Origin of the sequence: Nonomuraea sp. NPDC005650, assembly GCF_040605375.1 — a bacterium.
In the GTDB taxonomy this organism is placed as follows: Bacteria; Actinomycetota; Actinomycetes; order Streptosporangiales; family Streptosporangiaceae; genus Nonomuraea.
The window spans coordinates 26,276-45,538 of record NZ_JBEXCR010000005.1 but is presented as its reverse complement, the minus strand read 5'-3'; the positions used below and the strand labels follow the sequence as shown (position 1 = coordinate 45,538).

The window sequence follows — 19,263 nt, the reverse complement described above, 5'->3', positions numbered from 1 at the left end:
TCCGATGTCAGAGACCCAGCACAGCGGGGACGCCGGACAGGTCGGCGGTTTCTGCGTACTGGTAGAAGGGTGTGGAGGGGTCGTAGCCGCGGTTGACGTAGACCTTGTGGGGGATCCGCAGCTCGTGGGCGGGGATCAGGTCGTACCAGATGTGCGAGGAGACGTGCACGATCTCGTCGCGTTCGCAGCCCAGCTGGTCGAGCATGTACTCGAAGGCCTGGTAGCGCGGCTTGTACGCCCTGGCCTGCTCGGCGGTGAACACCTTGTGGAAGGGGGCGCCGAGCTGGTCGACGTTGTGCTGCAGCGTCTCGTCGACGGCGTTGGAGAGGATCACCAGGGGGTAGGCGTCGGCGAGCTTGGCCAGGGCCGGGGGAACGTCCGCATGGGGACCCCAGGTCGGCACGCAGGCCACGATGGCCTCGCCGTCGGAGGGGCGGTAGCCGATGCCCCAGCGTTCGCAGGCTCGTTTGAAGGAGTCCTTGAGCACGTCGGGGTAGAGCTTGAACTCACCGAGAATCTCGTCCATCCGGTACGCGCGGTAGTCCTTGAGGAAGATCGGCATGTCCTCCTCGGAGACGCGGTCGGCGACCAGCGGTTTGACGGTGAGGTTGAGATCAAAGCTGGTCAGCGTCCCGTAGCAATCGAAAGTGATGTATTTAGGGCGCACGCTGGTCAGGTCCACGAGCAGTTCCTCCGGTGGGGGTCGGTCCGGTGGGAGCAGGAGCGTCGGTGGTCGGTCCGGTGAGAGCCGGAGCCCGTCAATGCGAGCGGGCCGCCGGCTGAGCGGCGAGATATCACACCCGGTGCGAGCCGCCCGAGGCGACCGGCCGTGTGGTGTCTGGAACGCTAAGCATCCGATTCTCTGCTGTCAACAATTCTGAGCAGCCTGCTTGTAACGAGTATGTTTCCCCGACTTCTATCGATCTTCATAAGCCGGTTTCGCAACTATCTCCAGGTCTTGGCCCTGGCTTAATTGCCTGTACGCCCTTAGTGCAATCGGGCAGATTGTTGACAACAGTTGACCGCCGCTGGCTGTTGTGGACAAGATGTGATGGCGCGGCAGGCGCCACTCGGCAGCCGGCCGCCCCTCTCCCCGGCCCCGCGACCCCCCGCGCCCCCCTCTCTCCCGGCCCCGCGACTCACCCTCCCGGCCCGCGACTCACCCCCTCGGCCCCGCGACTCACCCTCCGCCGGCATGAACGGACTCTCGATGCGAGCTTCCACGACCCCAGACGATCACGGGCATGGCCACGGCCACGGCCACGGCCACGACCACCCACACGATGACGCCCCCGCCGCCGTGAACAACCACGGGCACGGGCACGATGACACTCCTGCCGCCGTGAACGACCACGGCCACGGGCACGGCCACGGGCACGGACACTCCGATCACGGCCACCACGTAGCCGAGGCGTCGGCCAAGACCGACCACGACACCGACCACGACAGCGACCACGGGCATGGGCACGGACACGGGCATGGCCACGGTCACGGTCACGGCGACGACCATGGCCACGACCACGGGACCGGCCTGTGGGCGAAGATCAAGCACACGCTGATCCCGCACGCCCACGACGCCAACGACGCGATCCAGAGCGCCGAGGAGTCGGCCCAGGACGGGATCCGCACGGCCTGGATCGGGCTGGCCGGCATGATGGCCACCGCGATCGGGCAGATGGTCATCGTCGCGGTGTCCGGGTCGATCGCCCTGCTGGCCGACACCATCCACAACCTGGGCCACGCGGCGACCACGATCCCCCTGATCATCGCCTTCCGGCTGGGCCGGCGCGCGGCGACCAAGAAGTACTCCTATGGTTACCGGCGCGCCGAGGACCTGGTCGGGCTGTTCATCTCCCTGGTCATCGTCGCCTCGATCGTGCTGATCATCTGGGAGTCGATCGACGCGCTGATCAACCCGCACCCGCTGACCAACCTGTGGTGGGTCTTCGCCGCGGGGGCCGTCGGCTTCATCGGCAACGAGATGGTGGCCGTGTACCGCATCCGGACCGGCCGTCGCATCGGCTCCGCCGCGCTGATCGCCGAGGGGCAGCACGCCCGCGCCGACGGATACACCTCGATCGCCGTCATCGCCGGCGTGATCGGGGTGTGGCTCGGGTTCGACCGCGCCGACGCCATCGTCGGACTCTTCATCGCCCTGGCGATCAGCGGCATCCTGGTCAACTCCCTGGTCATCATCATCCGCCGGCTCATGGACGGCGTGGAGCCGGCGACGATCGACCGGATGCGCGCCACCATCGCCGGCGTCTCCGGCGTGGTGAACGTCGGCGAGGTCCGTGCCCGCTGGTCGGGCCACCGCATGGAGGGAGACGCCGAGATCGGCGTCGACTTCGGGCTGAGCGTGATCGAGGCCCACAACGTGGCCGAGAACGTGCAGCACTCCCTGATGCACACGGTGGGCAACCTCGACCGGGTCACCGTCCACGTCCACCCCATCGTCGACGGCGCGATGCCCGACGACCTGCACGAGTTGTCCGCCCACCACGCCTCGAAGCAGGCCCGGGAGGAATACCGGGCCAAGCTCGCCGCGCAGAGCGCGGGCGCGCCGTGACACCCGTGAACGGCTCGCCGGGATGGTCGATCCACCCGCTGAGCGAGCACACCCTGCCCGGCGCGCAGGCGGTGATGCGGCACAGCATCGCCGAGGACTTCGGCGACGCCTACGACCCGCGGATCCACGCCGACGTCGACGATCCCCTGACCCACTACGCCCCGGGGAACGGTCCTTTCCTCCTCGTGGTGACCGACGACGGCACGGGTGAGGTCCTGGCGACGGGCGGGATCCGCAGCGGCCGGCTGAAGCCCGGCCTCACCCCGCACCACGTCGTCGAGCGGTACGAGGACGGCCGGCACGGCCAGCTCGTACGCGTCTACGTCCGCAAGGACGCCCGCCGCCGCGGCATCGCCAGGGCCCTGGTCCACGCGGTTCTCGACCGCGCGGACCAGGAGGGGCACTACCTGGCCATCGCCCTGCACACCTATCGCCACTCCCCCGGCGCCGTCGCCTTCTGGGAGTCCTTCGGCGCCCGGCTCGTCCATGACGACACGCAGGGAGCCAGCGGCGCGGTCTTCTACGACCTGCCGCGCTCCCCGCAGTGACTTCCGCGCAGTCCCCGACCGCACAGGTAAGACAGGAGAACACCATGTACAAGCGTCGTGACGTCTTCATCTTCGTCGCCGAGCCCACCAAGATCGAGGAGGCCCGCACCAGCCTCGTCGACTGGCTGCGCAGCCTCGACGGCCACCCCGGCTACCTCGGGGGCTCGGTTCTGCGTGAGTGCGCCGGGGAGCTCATCCCGAACACGCTGGTGCTGACGCTGGAGTTCGAGAGCACCGAGGCCGCCCGGGCCCTGTGGCCGAAGATCGAGAACACGATCAACCCGCTCTACCCCGACGACAAGTCCGACAAGTCGATGGACCAGGGTGCCGCCTTCTTCACCGGCAAGGAGGACCCCGTGGCGCCGGAGAACCTGAAGTACACCCGTGGCAACGGCCTGGTGGCCCGGATGCTGCACATCCACGCCGAGGTCGTCGAGGACGTCGTGGCCGCCGCCTGACCCTCCCTTCCCCCTGTATTCCCCTCCCCGACGTGATGAGGAGCCTTTCTTGACGAGCACCAGCCTGTGGCATCCGCAGACCGCGATGTCCACCATCGAGGAAACCCTCACGGTCATCGCGTCGGGGCGGGGAGCCTCGGTGCGTACCGAGGACGGCCAGGACCTGCTCGACCTGCCGGCCGGTCTGTGGCACGCCAACATCGGACACGGCCGGACCCGCGTCGCCGACGCCGTCCGTCAGCAGCTGAGCGTCCTGGAGACGTACCACCTGTTCCAGGGCATGGCCAACCGCCCCGCCATCCGGCTCGCCGAGCGCCTCGCCGAGCTGAGCCCCATCCCCGACGCGAAGGTCTTCCTCACCAGCGGCGGCTCCGACTCCGTCGACACCGCCTGCAAGCTCGCGCGCCGGCACTGGCAGCTGGCCGGGCGGCCCGGCAAGCGCGTCATCGTCTCCCGCCAGCACGCCTACCACGGTCTGCACGGGTTCGGTACGAGCATCACGGGCATCCAGAGCAACCGCGACGGGTACGGCAGCGACTCGCTGATCCCCGAGACCGCCCGCGTGCCGTGGAACGACCTGGCCGCCACCGAGGCGGAGCTGCTCAGGCTCGGACCCGACAACGTCGCCGCCGTCATCGCCGAACCGGTCATCGGCACCGGCGGCGTGCTGCTGCCCCCGCCCGGCTACCTCACCGGGCTGGCCGAGCTGTGCCGCCGCCTGGACATCCTGCTCATCGCCGACGAGGTCATCACCGGCTTCGGGCGCGTCGGGCAGTGGTTCGCCTGCCAGCGCTTCGGCATCGAGCCGGACTTCGTCACCATGGCCAAGGGCATCACCTCCGGCTACCTGCCGCTGGGCGGCGTGCTGGTCTCCCGGCGCGTCTGGGAGCCCTTCTTCGCCGAGACCCCCGACGCCCCGACCTTCCGCCACGGTCTGACGTACTCGGGCCACGCCGCGGCCTGCGTCGCCGCCGAGGTGAACCTGAGCATCATCGAGGAGGAAGGTCTGCTGGAGCGCGTCCTGGACCTCGAACCCGTCCTGGCCCAGGCCCTCACCCCCCTGCGCGACCACGAAGCCGTCGTCGACGTCCGGGCCGGGGTCGGCCTGCTCGCGGCCGTCCAGCTCGCCCCCGACGTCGACGCGCGCCCCGTGCTGCGCGCCGCGCGGGAGCGGGGCGTCCTCACCCGGCTGCTGGCCGACAACTCCCTGCACGTCAGTCCCCCGTTCGTCATCACCGCCGAGGAGATCTCCCGTGCCGCCGACGTCCTCAAGTCCGCTCTCGACCGCGCGCGTACCCTCGAGTCCGCCTGAGCCCGCGCAGGCGTCGGCGCCGCAGCCGGCCGACATCGCCCGGCACCGCGAACTCACGGAGACGGCGGCCAAGTCGCTGCCCGACGGCTTCCTGGCCGCCGAGTGGACGGCGCCGCGCTCCGGACGGACCTTCGCCGTCGCCGATCCCGCGCTCGGCCGGCCGGTCACGGCCGTCGCCGACTGCGAACCGGATGACGCCCTGCTCGCGCTGACCGCGGCGAGCGACGCGTTCCCCGCCTGGGCGGCCACCCCGACCCGGCGGCGGTCGGACATCCTGCACCGGCTCTACCAGGCGATGCTCGCCGACGAGGAGCGTCTGGCGGCCCTCATCACCCTCGAAGTGGGCAAGACTCTCACCGAGGCGCGCGGCGAGGTCCGTTACGCCGCCGAGTACGTCCGCTGGTACGCCGAGGAGGCGGTCCGCAGCTCCGGCCGTAGCACCCCGACCCCCGACGGCGGCTGGCACATCGTCACCGCCCCGCGCCCGGTCGGCCCCTGCCTGCTCATCACCCCGTGGAACGTGCCGCTGGCGATGGCCACCCGCAAGGCCGCGCCCGCCCTGGCCGCCGGCTGCACGGCCGTGCTGAAGCCGGCCGAGCTCACCCCGCTCACCACGCTGGCCTTCGCGCAACTCGCACGGGACGCGGGAGTCCCGCCAGGAGTTCTCACCGTGGTCACCACCACGGATCCGGGGGCGGTCTGCGGCGCCCTCATCGCCGACCCACGACTGCGGAAGGTGTCCTTCACCGGGTCCACCCCCGTCGGGAAACTGCTGCTGCAACAGGCCGGCGCGCACGTGCTGCGTACGTCGATGGAGCTCGGCGGCAACGCCCCGTTCCTGGTCTTCGACGACGCCGACCTCGACCTCGCGGTCCGTGAGGCGGTCGTCGCCAAGATGCGCCTCGGAGGTCAGTCGTGCGTGGCGGCCAACCGGTTCCTCGTCCAGGAACCGGTGGCCGACGAGTTCGCGGCCCGCCTCACCGAGGCCCTCACGGCGATCAGGATCGGGCTGGGAACCTCGGACGTCGACCTCGGCCCGCTCATCGACGACCGCGCGGTCGCCAAGGCCGACCGGCTGGTCGACGACGCCGTCGCGAAGGGGGCGACGGTTCTGGGGCGTGCCGACGTGCCCGGCGGGCCCGGCAGCTGGTTCGCCCCGGTGGTGCTGGACCACCTCAGCGCCGACGCTCTCCTGCAGCAGGAGGAGGTCTTCGCCCCGGTCGCCGGCATCCGCCGGTTCCGGACCGAGGACGAGGGGGTGGCGCTGGCCAACGACACCCCGTTCGGGCTCGCGGCGTACCTGGTGGCACGCGACAGCGACCGGATCGCCCGGGTCGCGGGCCGGTTGGACAGCGGCATGGTCGGCATCAATCGCGGGCTGCTGTCCCACGTGGCCGCGCCGTTCGGCGGGATCAAGCAGTCCGGGCTCGGCCGGGAAGGCGGCGCCGAAGGACTCGTCGAATACCAGAACCTCAAATACCTCGCCGCCCCGGCGCTGGCCTCATGAACCTCATCGGAACCGCTCGAAGGAGGGCGGCGATCGTCGGAACCGGAGCGGTGGGCAGCATGGCCGCCTGGCAGCTGGCCGAGCGCGGCCTGGAGGTGCACGCCTTCGACCGCTGGGGCGTCCCGCACCACCGCGGGGCCTCCGGCGGGCAGACCCGCCGGTTCGCGGTCATCAGCATGGGCGACCCGGACCTGCCGCCGCTGGTTCTCCGGGCCGAGCGGCTGTGGCGCCGGCTGGAGGAGGCGACCGGACGACGCCTGCTGGAGCAGACCGGGGGACTGATCCTCGGCCCCGCCGACAGCGCCTCCGTCCGGCGGGCCGTGACCAGTTGTGAAAGCTGGGGGCTGGCTCATCGCATCCTCGACGCACCGGACCTGCGGCAGCGCTTCCCCCAGCACGCCGTCGAGGACGCGGACATCGCCGTCCAGGACCCCGCGACCGGCTTTCTCCGCCCCGAGCTGGCGATCCTCGCCGCGGTCGAACAGGCCGCGACGCTCGGGGCAACCGTGCACCACGACACCGAGATCCTCGACATCGACGTGAGGTCCGAGACCGTCGGGCTGACCTACCGGAGCGGCGCGGATCGGCCGCACAACGAGACGTTCGACGCGGTGGTCCTCGCCCCCGGCGCCTGGGCGGCCACGCTGCTGCCGGACGGGCTGCGGGAGGCGATCGGAGTGACCAGGCTGACCGCCCGCCGGCTGGCGCAGACCTGGTTCGCACCGGACGACCTGTCACTGTACGGCGCGGAACGCTTCCCGGTCTTCGAACGCGTCGGCATGCCGGACGGCGCCTCCATCTACGGCTTTCCCAGCCAGGACGGGGCCACGGTGAAGATCGGCGTGAAGAGCCGCCCGCACCCGGAGGTGGCCGACCCGGCACTCCCGGATCCCCACCTCACGGCCGACCACCTGGCGGAGATCCGCGAGGTCGTCGCGCGCTGGCTGCCCGGGCTCAACCCGCGTCCTGTGCAGACCACGGTGCACGTGGAGTCGTACACGGAGGATGGCCGGCCCGTCGTCGGGCTGCTCCCGGGCGCCGCGCACGTCGCGGTCGCCGTCGGGTTCTCCGGCGGTGGCTTCAAGTACGCACCGGCGGTCGGCGATGCCCTGGGCGACCTCCTCGCGGAGGGTGTCACCGAGGCCGGCATCGGGCAATTCACACCGGGCCGCTCCGCGAAGGTGTGATCAGAACGCCCAGCCGGGGCGGCCCCGGCTGGGCGATTCGATCATCATGCGTACGGCCAGGCCGACCTGCCGTTCCCGGACGCCCAGCACGGGCTCGGCACGGGCTCGGCACGGGCTCGGCACGGGCTCGGCGGGGGCTCGGCGGGGGCTCGGCGGGGGCTCGGCGGCAACCAGGCCGGCACATCCGCGGACACCGCGCGATCGGCCGCGCGTGCCGCGGGAAGCCCTGCCGGGCGTGGCCGGCTGCCGGATCCGCTCCAGCAGCAGGGCACGCCCGAAGCCCCGTACGGCGGTCAGTGCTTGTAGGCGGCGACGACCTCCACTTCGACGAGCCACCCCGCGACCGGGAGGTTGGCGATCTCGATCGTCACGCGGGCCGGGCGGGCCGGGTTGACCTCCATGGGCGGCGCGGGGGGCGCGGTGCCGAGCGGCACGGGTACGGCCGCGCCGGTGGCCAGGTCCGTGTTGGCGAAGAACTGGCGGTAGGCGCGGTTCCAGCCGGCGAAGTCGGCCGACTCGGCCCCGGGAGGCTTCTCCAGGTAGGCGCGCATGGAGACGACGTCGGCCAGGCCCAGCCCGGCCGCGGCGAGGTTGGCCTTGATGCGCTTGAGCACGTTGAGCGCCTGGGCCTCGGTGACGGTGACGCCCGGAGGCAACGTACCGCCGGGGAAGTCGACGTAGCGCTCGGGAGAGTCGGCGGGAGCCCCGGTGTTGGCCGCCGCCGGGCCCAGGCCGCTGGCGGTGTAGGAGGCAACCTGCTTGCCGAGCGCCACTCCGTCGGCGATCGCGGGGTTGGTGGTGCCTGCCGGGAGGAAGGGCTTGACCTCCTGCGGCCGGGGCGACCAGGTGGGGCTGGCGGCGGCCGTACCGGTGCCGAGAACGAGGACGACGGCCGCGGGGAGGGCGATGGTGCGGATCTTCATGCGGAGGTGTCCTCTCAGGAGGTGCTCAGGACGCGCTGGTGCAGCTCGGTGACGACCTTGCGGGCGGATTCCAGGGCTCCCGACTGCCAGGCGATCATGTAGCTCAGCCAGTCCCCCGCGAAGTACACGTGGCCGGCCGGTTTGTTGAGGAGCTGGTACGCGCCCTGGCGGGACGGCCAGCCCACCCAGGCGCCCTCGATGTGCGGCTGGAGTTTCCAGGCGATGGACACTGACGACGCCAGCTCGTCGCGGTACTTCGCGCCGTGGATCTTCATGCCCTGCTCGATCGCGCGGCGCTCGCGGTCGGCGTGCTTCAGCGCGGCGTACGCGTCGGCCTGGGCGCCGAAGTTGTAGTAGCCGACGACCATGCCGCGCCTCGTGCCGTACCCGTAGGAGGGGTACCAGATCGTGGCCAGGTCGAGGTCGGTGGCGGTGACACCGCCGTAGATGTCCTCGTCCGTCTCCCACCAGCGGCGGCGGTACTCCAGACCGATCTTGCCCGCGTTCGCGGCGGTCGGGGTGGCGAGGGCGGCCTGGATCTCCGGGCCGAGGTTGTGCGCGGTCTTGGCGAGGATGTGCGGGGGCATCGCCGCGACACACATGTCCGCCTTGATCTTCTGGGTACGGCCGTGGCGGTCCTGGTACTCCACCTCCACGCCGTCCTGCAGGTCGGTGATCTTGGTGACCTTGGAGCGCAGCTGGATCCGCTGCCGCCCGATCTTGGCGGCGAAGGCCCTGGGGATCGCGTCCATGCCGCCCACCGGCTGGAACATCAGCATCGCCTGGTCATAGCCGAACTCGAACGAGAACCGCTGCCCGACGCCGCTCGCCAGCACCTCCGACAGTGACGGCACCGCCCCGAGGACCGTGCCCGGTTGCTCGCCCGCGCCCGGGTTCACGCTGTGGCCGCGGCGGGTGGTTCCGGTGTACTTGAACCCGCTCGCCTTGTCCCCCACCGCCCCGAAGTTCGACAGAAAGGCGATCAGCCGCTCCTTGTCCTGCGCGGTGAGCGCGCCGTCCAGCGCCCCCGCGTCGGTCGCCCGCGACAGCAGCTCCGAGACGTACCCGTACACGTCGGCCTTGGCGGTACGCCAGCGGACGGGGGCCTGCATGTTCTGGTGGTAGATGTAGGCCTGGGCGTTGGAGTTGGTGAAGACCTCCAGGTCCACGCCGAGCTCGCGGCAGTAGTCCATGGTGACCATCCACTGCGCCAGCCGCGCCGGGCCCGCGTTGAGATAGACGCCGTCGCCGAACCGCGCGACCTGCGTAGAGCCGTCCAGCTCGGTCACGCGGTCACCGCCGCGGATGGTCCAGTTCCGGCCGCCCACCCGGTCGAGCGCCTCCAAGATCGTGCAGTCGTAGCCCGCCTTGCCCAGCTCGTACGCCGTGGCGAGGCCGGCTATCCCCGCGCCGAGGATCACCACCTTCTTCGTGGCCCGCCCGGTGAGCGAGAAGTCGGACTGCTGCGGCGGGTCGAAGGTTCCCTTCGCGGCCGCCTCGGCGGACGGCGCGAGACCGAGCGCGCCCATGGTCGCGAAGAGCGCCCCTGCACCGCCGGAAACACCGACGGCGGACAGGAAACCGCGTCTGCTGTACCCCAACACGTACCTCCAAGATTTTGCTGGAGGCGAGTCTGGAGGCGTTTTGTTGCCGTTCATCCGCTGCTGTGTTGTTTGCGGGTTTCAAGGCGATCATCTGGTTTGTAGTGAAATGTGAGCTTCAAGGGGCTCCAGTGGCCCATGAGCACTAAGTGGGCGTTTCGCCCTACCTGACCCCAGGTCCAGCTGCCAGCCATGGATCCGCCGGCGGGTCATGAGGTCGACCATCGCAAGGTGGAGCAGGGCTTCGCGGTCACGCACCAGTCAGAACCGGCTCACCCAGCGGCCCCGAGACCTCGGAGAAGAGGAGTGTCGCCACGGCAGAAAACCTCGTGCGCTGCCCAGGATGACCGCACTACCATCCGCCTTCATGAGCATTCCTCGCGTACGCCCGCCCTTCGTCGCCGACGAACGCACCCAGCTTGTCGGCTGGCTCGACACGCAGCGCGCGATCGTCCGATGGAAGTGCGAAGGGCTGTCGGAGGAGGACGCCTACCGGCCGGTACTGCCCACCTCGCCGCTCATGACCATGGCGGGCCTGATCTCGCACCTGCGCTGGACCGAGCACTGCTGGTTCGAGGTGCTCTTCCTGGGCCGCCCCGCCGACGGCAACCCGCAGTTCGACGAGAGCGTGGAGGACGCCGACATGCTGGTCGAGGGCGTCCCGCTGGCGCAACTCCTCGACGAGTACGAGCGCCAGTGCCAGATTTCGAACGAGATCGTCGCCACCCACTCACTGGACGACGTCGGCAAACACCCCGACTACCGCTCGGCCGCGGCGAGCCTGCGCTGGATGCTCATCCACATGGTCGAGGAGACCGGCAGGCACGCCGGCCACCTGGACGTCATCAGAGAACTGATCGACGGCGAGAAGGGCTACTACTGACCCGTTCACGCATCTCTTGGAGATCCTGCCAGAGACGGCACGCGAGTGGTCGATCACCGAGAATCTGCCGCCCCGCCTTTCGAGCAGAGCAGGCCACCACCCGGCAGACAAAGTCACAAACCAGACCGACCCGGTGCAGCACCGCGCCAGTCTCCGGCTTGACCATGCCCGTCAGCCCGTTTCGCGTACTTTCCCAACGGCCTGACGCCACCCGAGCCCTCCGCCGCACTCGGACGGGATCCCGTGCCCCTGATGGGGCGTTCTCGAGTGTGGTTGAGCAGCGACGATAACGTCCTGGCGAAGATCGCTTCCCGAGATGGGTCGTGATCGTTTCCCAGCCGAGCTTCCGAGGGGATCAGCGTGCCGCATCAGGCATGCGGACCGTTATGTACGGATGTGGTTGCTCCAGCCACTCGCTGGTCAGCCTTGCTCCGGTGGTCTGGTCGATGACCGCGAGCATGGCAGCTTGCCAGTCGTAGTCCTCGTCGCGTTCCTCGAAGTCGACGAAGAAGTCTGTCATCGCCTGCAGTTCAGGCCATTGGCCGATGTCGGCATGGTCTTCCGGTCTGCCGGGGCCGAACGCGTCGATCGCCAGAACGAGCTCACCTCCGGCCGCGAAGCTCAGCCGGTTGTGGGAGTTGACGTTCCACCAGGCGCTGTAGACCCGGGCCCCCTGACTGAGCCGCCGGAGCACGGCGGGGGTTGATCCGAGGAAGTCGCCCTCCACGAGCATGGCGGCGGATCCACACCAATCGACGAACACAGGATTGTCGGTGTCGTAAGGGAGCCCGAGGGCATCGGGCAGTGCCGGCTCATGAAGACGGTGCGGCGCAGCTCCGCTGAGCCGGGCGGCGAGCTGGTCCAGGGGGAGCGTTTGTCCGCTGTCCGGGACCACTACGGTCCAGCACATGGCCACGTTGAGCCATTGCTGGCCGGAGCGGAGTTGCCGATAGTGCTCGTGCAGGTCGGCAGTCGGAGGCTGTCCGGTGTTCACGCTTTGCTCCTTGCTCCTTCGGCTTCCCACCGGACGGCTACCAGCGCACCGACTTCAGCGGCAACGACCTGTGCTACGGCCTGGGCAACACCACGCGCGCCAACTCGTCCGACGACCGCATCCGCATCAACGTCTCGATCCGCTGTTCCCGTCTCTCAGCCGGGGGCTGCCTCACGCATGCGTTCGGTGGTCCAGTAGGACGCGACGTCCTCGGGAGCACGATCGTTCCACGATCCTGGGGCGGCGCGCTCAGGGTCGCCCGGCCGAATGATCACCATGGCCATCGCCGCCAGCACGAGCGCGGCGGCGATGACCGACAACGCGACTGCTCGTCGGCTCATGCCCCCAACGTAGTCTGGGCGGCCGGCTCGTGGCGCGGGGCGGCGAGGTCGTGGGCGGAGCGGGCCAGCCAGATCATGATCAGGACGCTCGAGACCACACCGAGAGCCTCGACGGCGCTTCCCTCGCCCGGGAACGGCATTGCCGCCAGTACCAGAAAGATAGGCACCACCAGGGCGGCGATGCCGTACGCGACGGTCGCCGTTCCCCAGCGGTCGTCGTACCTTTGGACCCACAGGACCAGCGCCGTCCAGGCCAGGCAGGCCAGGCCGCAGATCAGCTCCGCCCAATCCAGGACGGGCCAGCCGACGAGGTCGAGTACGCCGATGACCGTGAAACCGCCGTACCCCAGCACCCCCGCGCCCCGCATGTACGGCCGGTCGCCGCCCAGCACCCGCATGAACACCAGCACGACCCACCACATCGCCGCAGAGTTGATCACCGTCACATCTACCCAGATGAACGACGCGGTGACGTAGAGCAGCCACGTCACCGCCGTCGCGACGTAGAGCGCCACGCGCAACCGCAGGATGTTCCGGTCCTGCTGGGGCGGCGGCCCCGCCAGCGGCCCGCGCAGGATCTGCCAGATCCCCCATGTCCAGGACAGCCCGGCCAGGACCAGGAGGAGCAGGTTCTGCCCTGTCGCCGCGACGCCTTCGGTCACGGTCGCGAACAGCGTCAGCCACCACAACGGACCGAGGTCGCCAGAGATCAGGGCGACGACGACGGCGACCGCCAGCGCGCCGCCGTACAGACCGGTGACGAGCAGGGCGGGCAGGGCTGAACGGTGACGACGTAACACGGGACGCTTCCTGAGGGTTTCGGGGGGATGGGAGCGAACGCCTCACCCTACAATCGATCATGAGGAGTGGCGCCAGGCGGAGGGCGCGTTTGAACGCCATGCCGGGGTGAGCAACATCGAAGATCGTTTCCCCGGTAGGCCCTCGGTGCGGCTGAGCGCGCAGAGTGCTTTGACCAGTTGGCCAGGTCGCCGTAGACGTCGACGAGGCACCACACGCCCACAACCCACCTTCTTCAGCGGCGTCTCAGGGCTGAGGTCTGCGCGGACCCGTGACGAAGAAGACCACGAGTGCGGCCAGGCACAGGAACCCGGCCGCGCCGAAGCTGGCCACGTTGAAGCCATGGACGGCGGTCTCGGCCGGCGTGTGGCCGATGTGACGGGCCGCAGCCGTCCCGGCGATCGTGCTGAGCACTGCAGTGCCCAAGGACGCGCCGATCTGCTGTGAGGTCATGACCATGGCTCCCGCCACGGCGCTGTCGGCACCGGCGCCGAGGGTCGCCGTGCTGTTGGCGGTGACGAGTACCCATCCCGTGCCCAGCCCCACCAGCAGGAACACCGGCAGTACGTGGAGCCAGTAACCGCTGTCGGCCCGCAGGAAGCCGAGCAGGGCGAGCCCGGCCGCGATCGTCAGGAGTCCGGGACACAGCAGCGCCCGCACCGGGACGCGGGCCATCAGCGGGCTCACCGCCCGAACTCCGATCATGAGACCGGCGGTCAGCGGCAGGAATCCCAGGCCAGCTTGGATCGGAGAATAGCCGAGCACGTTCTGCAGATAGAAGGTGAGGAAGAACAGCGCGGCGAACATGCCCACCGCCAGGCCGAACACCGCCAGGTACGAACCGCCGCGAGAACGGTCCAGGACGACCCGCAGCGGGAGCAGCGGCCCCTTGACCCGGGCCTGGACCCAGACGAACGCGACCAGTGCCAAAGCTCCGGCGACCAGCGGGCCCAAGGTGGTCGGCGCGTCCCAACCGTCGGGCTCGGCCCGGGCGAACCCGACGACCAGGGCCATCAGGCCGGCGGTGGCCAGGACCGCACCGGTGACGTCGATGCGGGCGCCCGCCGCACGTGGGGACGGGCGCACGGCGTACAGCACCCCCGTGACGGCCAGGGCCGCGATGGGCAGGTTCACGTACATGCACCAGCGCCAGTCGAGGTAGTCGGTGAGCACTCCGCCCATCAGCACGCCCAGGCCGGAGGAGCTGCCCATCACGGTGCCGTAGATGCCGAACGCCTTACCGCGCTCGGCGGGTGAGGGGAAGGCGGTGGCCAGAGTGGCCAGCACGGCCGGGGTGAGCAGCGCGCCGGACACGCCCTGCAGGGCCCGGCCGGTGAGCAGCATCGCCGGGCCGGTCGCGGCGCCGGCGAGCGCCGAGGCTGCGGCGAAGCCGATCAGCCCGGCCAGCAGGATCCGCCTGCGGCCGATCAGCCCCGACAGCCGCCCGCCGAGCAGCAGCAGGCCGCCGTAGCAGAGCGCGAAGAGCGTGATCACCCACTGGCGGGCCGGGTCGGACAGGTCGAGTGAGCGCTGTACTGAGGGCAGCGCGATGTTCACGATCGTCATGTCGATGCCGACCATCAGCTGAACCGTGGCGACCGTGGCCAGCGCCCACCAGCGCCGGGGGTCGGGCAGGGTCGCGTCGGCGGGATGCCGCCCGGTGCCGGTCGTGGTGGTCACGGCTAGAACATCCCGTTCTGGTTCTCGGCGGTCTCGGGGATCGGCTGCATGACGTCCCAGTGCTCGACGATCTTTCCGTTCTCGTCGAGCCGGAAGATGTCGACGATGGCCGTGCCGAGTTGCCCTGGCACGCGTACGCCGTGCACGTGTGCGATGACGAAGTCGCCATCGGCGAAGATCTTTTTGACCTCGGCTCGCAGCGTGGGAAAGTCCGTCCGCAACTGGCCGATGAAGGCTTCGAAGCCCTCGATGCCGTCCGCGATGCGGGGATTGTGCTGAACGTACCGGTCGCCGATGAGCTTCGACGCGGCCTCGAAGTCCTTTTGGTTCAGACCCACCTCGTAGAAGGCCAGAACGGTCTGCTTGTTGCTTTCAAGCCTCGACTTCATGATCTCCCCACTAAGTTAACAGATGTAGCCCTACATTCGTAGGGCTACGACTGTAAGGCAACGATCGTCGCAATACAATGGGAGCCATGGATGCCAGCTCTTCGACCTCGCCCTCGTCCGCGCGGGGCCGTAACCGGCGAGGCCAGGGGGAACGGCTGCGCCGCGACATCATCGATGCCACGCTGCGGATGCTCGATGAATTGAGCGACGATGAGGCGCTGTCCCTGCGCGCCGTCGCGCGCGAGGTGGGCATCGCGGCAACCTCGGTCTACATCCACTTCGCCGACCGCGACGCCCTGGTCTTCGCCGCCCTGGAGCAGTGCACGCACGACCTCATGTCCGACCTGGATCAGGCGGAGTACGTCCACGGCGACCCGGTGGGCCGGCTACGAGCGCGCCTGCTGTTCCTCGGCACGTGGGTCCGCGACCACGCGGGCCTGTACAAAGTGCTGCACGAGAGCACGCTCAACCAGCGGATGCACCTGGTGTTCAAGGAGGAGCTGACGGTGCGCACCACGGCTGCCGTCCAGCGGTGCCTGGACGCGGGGCTCGCGCCCGCCGGCGACGCCGCCACTCTCGCGCTCGACCTGCGCGCAGCCGTGCACGGCGCCGTGTCGATCCGGGTGAACGAACCGGGTCTGGCGTGGCCGCCTCTTGAAGAGCAGATCGATCGGTTCCTCATCAAGCTCATCGGCGTGAGCCTGACGAACAAGTGAAGGCACAAGCGCCGCCGACGGCCTCCTGGTGGGGGTGTTCACGAGTACGGCCGGCCTGCGACAACGCGGGCTCCATAAGATCGCTTCCCGCTCGCGAGTTGATCCTTTCCCAGCGACTCAAGAGCGACTGCGCCGATCGCCGCCATCAACGAGCGGCTCTGACCACGAACCGGTCGGAACGACTGCTCCACGTCGAGCCTCCGGTGTGGGCAGCACACGTTACTCAGCCGTGTCCGCGGCCCGGTAAGCCAGCGCGACCCGGATGGCGCACGTCGTACCGATCGCGAGCAGGACAGCGACCGCGGTGACAACCTGCAGGAGACCGTCGGCGGAGGAAGACGCTGCGAAGTAGACGCTCCCGAGCCCAGCGACGGCGGTCACCCCGGCGAGCATGGGACCGGTGGAGTTCAATGCTGAGATCGCCGACGCCAGCCGTGGCTCCACCAGCGACGTGATCTGCGCGATCAGCGGGCTGTACCCGGCGGCGTGTCCGGCCCCGGCCAGGAGCAGCAGGGGCATGGACGCGACCGGCTGCCACTGATCACGGAACAGGAGCACCAGTAGGGCCGCCCCGACCGCGAAGGCGATCGGGCCCGCTATCGGCAGGGCGGCCTGCAGCCGCTGCGGATAGCGGGGCCAGCTCAAGCTCAGCGTGCCGAACCCCAGGGCGTACGGGACGAAAGCCAGCCCCGCCTGAAGCGGCGAATACCCCAGCGCGGTTTGGAGATGGAGAGTCAGGGTGAGCAGGAAGACGGTGTAGCAGCCCATGATGATCCAGCAGGCCGTCAGTCCCGGCTTGACCCCGTTCGGCCGCAGCACCGCCAGGTCCAGCAGCGGGTGCCCCGCTTTGGTCTCATGCCGGACGAACCCCACCAGCAGCGCTGCGCCACACACCAGCGAGATCCATGCCAAAACGGGCCAGCCGTGGTCGTGGCCGAAGATGAGTGGGGCAGTGACCGCGGTCATGGCGACAGTCAGGACCGCCACTCCACCCAGATCAAGACGCGCCTGCGCGTCTGTGCGGGAGCTCGGCAGCAGGCCTGGGCCGACAGCCAGCAAGATCACGCCGATCGGGACATTGATCAGGAAGATGGGCCGCCAGGACAGGCCGAAGAGGTCGGCGCTGACGACCAGCCCTCCGATGACCTGCCCCAGCGCGACTCCCAAGGCGAGGACCATGCTGTAGAGGCCGATCGCCCTACGGCGTGCCGCATCCTCCCAGTGCACCTGGATGAGCGCGAAGATCTGCGGGGTGAGCAGCGCCGCCCCCATTGCTTGCACGATGCGGGCGAGCACCAGCACGGTCGCGTCTGGAGCCAGGCCGCACAGCAGCGAAGCGCCGGTGAACCAGCCAAGCCCGAGCAAGAACGCACGCCGCTGTCCGACAACGTCACCGATCCGCGCGCACGTGACCAGGAGCACTCCGGTGGTCAACAGGTAGCCCGACACGATCAACTGGATCGCGGCACTGCCGGCATGCAGCTCGTCACGAATCGTCTCCGCCGCCACTGACACGATCGAGCCGTCCATGGACGCCATGACCTGCCCGGTGAGCAGCACGGCGAGCATCCGGCCCCGGGGGGCAGCCGTCGTCGACGGAGGAGCAAGAGCGATCATGCACCCAGCATCTGCCGTACGTGCCCGCTCAGTCTTGAAGAAATTTGCAGACCGCACGGTCGGCGATGATGCGTAGGGTTTGTGCGGTGCGTACGGCGAAAAAGCCCGCACTCTGTGATCAGCGCGGTCCAGTGCACGGACGATCACTCTCGCTGATCCGCTCCCGAGATGTCACCCGCCGCCGTGATCGTGCAGGTCCGGCAGGGTCAGTTCCAGCTCTAGGCGACGAGTGACCGTGGAGCCCACCACCGGCTACCTGCACCGTGCGGGGGAGGAGATGCGCTTCGCCCCCCTGCAGGCGGCGACGTGTGCACGTCTGTCACCTTCATCAGCGACGTGCTGACGGCCGGGATCGAGGCCGCCCGTTCTCCCGCAGTCCGCCTGGATGCGCGACTCGAACTGGCGCACCACCTGCTCCTGTCGATTAAGGGCGAACAGGTATTCGAGATCCTCGCAGGGACGGCGCGGACAGCGATAGATCGTCGAAGCTGTTATGCACGAGTTCGGCGTGAGGTGTTCACGAGTTGGTCTGACCTGGAACGGAGCGGAGGCTCGGAAGGTCGCTTCCCAGGATCCCTCTGGAGGGAGGAGGGAAGTCCGTCGTCCTAGGAGGGCAGCCAGGAGGGCCACCGGGGCAGGACACAGTTGCCTGGCGTGCCTTGGGCGGCCAGGTCGTACAGGGTCAGGGCTACCGGACCGGCGGCCGAGACGGCGATGGTGAGCGCCAGCAGGAGGAGTTCCAGCCACATGCGGCCGGCCAGGCGTGGCAGTCGGGCGAGTAGCTGGAAGGCCAGCGAGATGAGCGCCGACACCACCGAGACCACCGGGAAGAGAACAAGGCGGCTCACCATCCAGATGGACCCGGCGAAGTTCTCTCCTGCGCTCAGGTCACCAGCGCAGTAGACATGCGCACGAGCTACCAGATGAAGCTCGAGGAAGGTTCCGACGGTCGCGAACGCCAGGGCGATGATCACGGGGAATCCGCAGCCGAAGGCCCAGCGAATGTCGCCGGCTTCCGTCGAGTGCCTCCTTGGCTTGATCACGGCGCCATCAAAGCAGGCAGGTATGTGCCTGATGCGTGGTTAGTGTGGAGATCCGGTGCAAGGCGGCTCGGGTATGGACCCGGAACTGGCTTTGGCTTCGTGTCGTGGCGCGAGAAAATCGCCGAGGCCGAGGAGTGACTGGAGCAACTGACGGCGGTTCGGCGCACCTTGGCCAGACTGCAGGCCAAAGACGAGGTATCGAGCCGGAACCCCGTGGAGGATCTCCGGGCGAAGAACGCGGCGAGTGACGATTCCGAGCCGGAAGTGCTCGATCAGAACGCCAGGGCTCGCACCAACTGGTCACCGGTGAGGCTGACCGTCAAGGCCCCGCCGAGTCTCGTCACCTTCAGCCGGTGCCGTCCATGGGAGCTCCGGACACTCTTGCTGCCGCGTGGCACTCATTGACCGGTATTAACCGGCAGGTCGTCATCATGTTGGCCTCAGCAGGTCGCCCGATGCGCGCCAAGGAGGTCGCGATGGCGTTGGGCGAGCCAGATATTCACAAGCGGGTGGAAGCCGTCCGAACTCGTCTCAAGCGTCTGATCGACAAAGGATGGCTGGCAGAACACCAGCGCGGGCAGTTCTCGATCGTTGAGGGCCTCAACGGCGCGGCGCTGAACGGGGCCGCCGCTGACCATTGATGAGTTTGTCGTCGTCATCCTTCTTGCTGCGAGGGCTTGAGCCAAGGGGTCCGGGT

At 69.1% G+C, this 19,263-nt stretch carries 19 protein-coding genes; 9 read left to right on the top strand and 10 right to left on the bottom strand.

Annotated elements, in window-relative coordinates:
* Positions 1 to 7: 7 nt before the first annotated feature.
* Positions 8 to 682, bottom strand: coding sequence for a haloacid dehalogenase type II (locus tag ABZS69_RS09970; RefSeq protein ID WP_355369211.1), 675 nt, complete (start codon positions 680 to 682; stop codon positions 8 to 10).
* Between the two features lie 528 nt (positions 683 to 1,210).
* On the opposite strand from ABZS69_RS09970, the gene ABZS69_RS09965 reads away from it, so the two are divergent.
* The 6 genes from ABZS69_RS09965 to solA are packed head-to-tail and all read left to right on the top strand — an operon-like array spanning position 1,211 to position 7,581.
* A complete protein-coding gene (locus ABZS69_RS09965; protein ID WP_355369209.1) occupies positions 1,211 to 2,569 on the top strand; it encodes a cation diffusion facilitator family transporter in 1,359 nt (452 codons plus the stop codon).
* Between the two features lie 5 nt (positions 2,570 to 2,574).
* Positions 2,575 to 3,117, top strand: a complete 543-nt coding sequence (locus ABZS69_RS09960) for a GNAT family N-acetyltransferase (RefSeq protein ID WP_355369207.1) — start codon at positions 2,575 to 2,577, stop codon at positions 3,115 to 3,117.
* A 44-nt stretch (positions 3,118 to 3,161) separates the two neighbouring features.
* The gene (locus ABZS69_RS09955; RefSeq protein ID WP_355369205.1) at positions 3,162 to 3,575 is read left to right on the top strand and encodes a hypothetical protein; all 414 of its coding nucleotides are present in this window, start codon (positions 3,162 to 3,164) and stop codon (positions 3,573 to 3,575) included.
* Between the two features lie 49 nt (positions 3,576 to 3,624).
* Positions 3,625 to 4,887, top strand: a complete 1,263-nt coding sequence (locus tag ABZS69_RS09950) for an aspartate aminotransferase family protein (protein ID WP_355369203.1) — start codon at positions 3,625 to 3,627, stop codon at positions 4,885 to 4,887.
* On the top strand, positions 4,829 to 6,394 hold the full coding sequence (locus tag ABZS69_RS09945) for an NAD-dependent succinate-semialdehyde dehydrogenase (RefSeq protein WP_355369201.1): 1,566 nt from the start codon (positions 4,829 to 4,831) through the stop codon (positions 6,392 to 6,394). Before ABZS69_RS09950 ends, ABZS69_RS09945 begins: the two co-directional genes overlap by 59 nt.
* Positions 6,391 to 7,581: an N-methyl-L-tryptophan oxidase gene (gene solA / locus ABZS69_RS09940; RefSeq protein ID WP_355369199.1), complete on the top strand. Its 1,191-nt coding sequence runs from the start codon at positions 6,391 to 6,393 to the stop codon at positions 7,579 to 7,581. The genes ABZS69_RS09945 and solA overlap by 4 nt, the downstream gene beginning before the upstream one ends.
* 293 nt (positions 7,582 to 7,874) lie before the next feature.
* On the opposite strand, the gene ABZS69_RS09935 is transcribed toward solA, so the two are convergent.
* Positions 7,875 to 8,504, bottom strand: a complete 630-nt coding sequence (locus ABZS69_RS09935) for a Rid family hydrolase (protein ID WP_355369197.1) — start codon at positions 8,502 to 8,504, stop codon at positions 7,875 to 7,877.
* 14 nt (positions 8,505 to 8,518) lie between these two features.
* A complete protein-coding gene (locus ABZS69_RS09930; protein ID WP_355369195.1) occupies positions 8,519 to 10,108 on the bottom strand; it encodes an FAD-dependent oxidoreductase in 1,590 nt (529 codons plus the stop codon).
* Between the two features lie 364 nt (positions 10,109 to 10,472).
* Here ABZS69_RS09930 and ABZS69_RS09925 point away from each other — a divergent pair, with 364 nt between their 5' ends.
* Positions 10,473 to 10,988, top strand: coding sequence for a DinB family protein (locus ABZS69_RS09925; protein WP_355369193.1), 516 nt, complete (start codon positions 10,473 to 10,475; stop codon positions 10,986 to 10,988).
* Positions 10,989 to 11,343: 355 nt separating this feature from the next.
* On the opposite strand, the gene ABZS69_RS09920 is transcribed toward ABZS69_RS09925, so the two are convergent.
* The 5 genes from ABZS69_RS09920 to ABZS69_RS09900 all read right to left on the bottom strand — a co-directional run bounded on the left by ABZS69_RS09920 (position 11,344) and on the right by ABZS69_RS09900 (position 15,190).
* Positions 11,344 to 11,982 (bottom strand): DUF6461 domain-containing protein, encoded by a 639-nt coding sequence (locus ABZS69_RS09920; RefSeq protein WP_355369191.1) that lies wholly within the window; start codon positions 11,980 to 11,982, stop codon positions 11,344 to 11,346.
* A 155-nt stretch (positions 11,983 to 12,137) separates the two neighbouring features.
* Entirely contained in the window at positions 12,138 to 12,323 is a 186-nt protein-coding gene (locus ABZS69_RS09915) for a hypothetical protein (protein ID WP_355369189.1), read from the bottom strand.
* Positions 12,320 to 13,123, bottom strand: a complete 804-nt coding sequence (locus ABZS69_RS09910) for a hypothetical protein (RefSeq protein ID WP_355369188.1) — start codon at positions 13,121 to 13,123, stop codon at positions 12,320 to 12,322. Before ABZS69_RS09910 ends, ABZS69_RS09915 begins: the two co-directional genes overlap by 4 nt.
* 244 nt (positions 13,124 to 13,367) lie before the next feature.
* Positions 13,368 to 14,801, bottom strand: coding sequence for an MFS transporter (locus ABZS69_RS09905; RefSeq protein ID WP_355369186.1), 1,434 nt, complete (start codon positions 14,799 to 14,801; stop codon positions 13,368 to 13,370).
* Between the two features lie 2 nt (positions 14,802 to 14,803).
* A complete protein-coding gene (locus ABZS69_RS09900; RefSeq protein WP_355369184.1) occupies positions 14,804 to 15,190 on the bottom strand; it encodes a nuclear transport factor 2 family protein in 387 nt (128 codons plus the stop codon).
* A gap of 86 nt (positions 15,191 to 15,276) precedes the next feature.
* On the opposite strand from ABZS69_RS09900, the gene ABZS69_RS09895 reads away from it, so the two are divergent.
* On the top strand, positions 15,277 to 15,906 hold the full coding sequence (locus ABZS69_RS09895) for a TetR/AcrR family transcriptional regulator (protein WP_355369182.1): 630 nt from the start codon (positions 15,277 to 15,279) through the stop codon (positions 15,904 to 15,906).
* A 219-nt stretch (positions 15,907 to 16,125) separates the two neighbouring features.
* Here the strand turns inward: ABZS69_RS09895 and ABZS69_RS09890 are convergent, their stop codons facing one another.
* Positions 16,126 to 17,523: an MFS transporter gene (locus tag ABZS69_RS09890; protein ID WP_355369180.1), complete on the bottom strand. Its 1,398-nt coding sequence runs from the start codon at positions 17,521 to 17,523 to the stop codon at positions 16,126 to 16,128.
* 605 nt (positions 17,524 to 18,128) lie between these two features.
* Positions 18,129 to 18,497 carry a hypothetical protein gene (locus ABZS69_RS09885; protein WP_355369178.1) on the bottom strand — a complete coding sequence of 123 codons (369 nt, stop codon included), beginning with the start codon at positions 18,495 to 18,497 and terminating at the stop codon, positions 18,129 to 18,131.
* A 431-nt stretch (positions 18,498 to 18,928) separates the two neighbouring features.
* Here ABZS69_RS09885 and ABZS69_RS09880 point away from each other — a divergent pair, with 431 nt between their 5' ends.
* A complete protein-coding gene (locus ABZS69_RS09880) occupies positions 18,929 to 19,207 on the top strand; it encodes a BlaI/MecI/CopY family transcriptional regulator (RefSeq protein ID WP_355369176.1) in 279 nt (92 codons plus the stop codon).
* Positions 19,208 to 19,263 lie beyond the last annotated feature (56 nt).

Coding starts and splice junctions, on each gene's coding strand:
- ABZS69_RS09965 (WP_355369209.1), top strand. CDS start 1,211: ATGCGAGCTTCCACGACCCCAGACGATCACGGGCATGGCCACGGCCAC.
- solA (WP_355369199.1), top strand. CDS start 6,391: ATGAACCTCATCGGAACCGCTCGAAGGAGGGCGGCGATCGTCGGAACC.
- ABZS69_RS09890 (WP_355369180.1), bottom strand. CDS start 17,523: ATGATCGCTCTTGCTCCTCCGTCGACGACGGCTGCCCCCCGGGGCCGG.
- ABZS69_RS09935 (WP_355369197.1), bottom strand. CDS start 8,504: ATGAAGATCCGCACCATCGCCCTCCCCGCGGCCGTCGTCCTCGTTCTC.
- ABZS69_RS09880 (WP_355369176.1), top strand. CDS start 18,929: ATGGGAGCTCCGGACACTCTTGCTGCCGCGTGGCACTCATTGACCGGT.
- ABZS69_RS09925 (WP_355369193.1), top strand. CDS start 10,473: ATGAGCATTCCTCGCGTACGCCCGCCCTTCGTCGCCGACGAACGCACC.
- ABZS69_RS09900 (WP_355369184.1), bottom strand. CDS start 15,190: ATGAAGTCGAGGCTTGAAAGCAACAAGCAGACCGTTCTGGCCTTCTAC.
- ABZS69_RS09915 (WP_355369189.1), bottom strand. CDS start 12,323: ATGAGCCGACGAGCAGTCGCGTTGTCGGTCATCGCCGCCGCGCTCGTG.
- ABZS69_RS09895 (WP_355369182.1), top strand. CDS start 15,277: ATGGATGCCAGCTCTTCGACCTCGCCCTCGTCCGCGCGGGGCCGTAAC.
- ABZS69_RS09955 (WP_355369205.1), top strand. CDS start 3,162: ATGTACAAGCGTCGTGACGTCTTCATCTTCGTCGCCGAGCCCACCAAG.